This is a genomic window from Paenirhodobacter enshiensis (genome assembly GCF_000740785.1).
GTDB lineage: Bacteria > Pseudomonadota > Alphaproteobacteria > Rhodobacterales > Rhodobacteraceae > Rhodobacter > Rhodobacter enshiensis.
Genome location: NZ_JFZB01000106.1, coordinates 1 through 282 on the forward strand (window position 1 = coordinate 1; position 282 = coordinate 282).

Genomic DNA, 282 nt, shown 5'->3' on the forward strand with positions numbered 1-282 from the left:
TAATCCTGTTTGATCCCCACGCTTTCGTGCCCGAGCGTCAATGCAGGCCTGGCGAGCTGCCTTCGCTATCGGCGTTCTGTGGCATATCTATGCATTTCACCGCTACACACCACATTCCGCCCGCCTCGACCGCATTCCAGCCCGACAGTATCAACGGCACTTCCGGGGTTGGGCCCCTGACTTTCACCGCTGACTTACCGGGCCGCCTGCGCACCCTTTAAACCCAATGAATCCGGATAACGCTCGCGTCCTCCGTATTACCGCGGCTGCTGGCACGGAGTT

General features: G+C 59.6%; 1 rRNA gene. It reads right to left on the reverse strand.

From position 1 onward, the window contains the following. Positions 1 to 282, reverse strand: a 16S ribosomal RNA gene (locus tag CG50_RS16090); the annotation flags it as partial.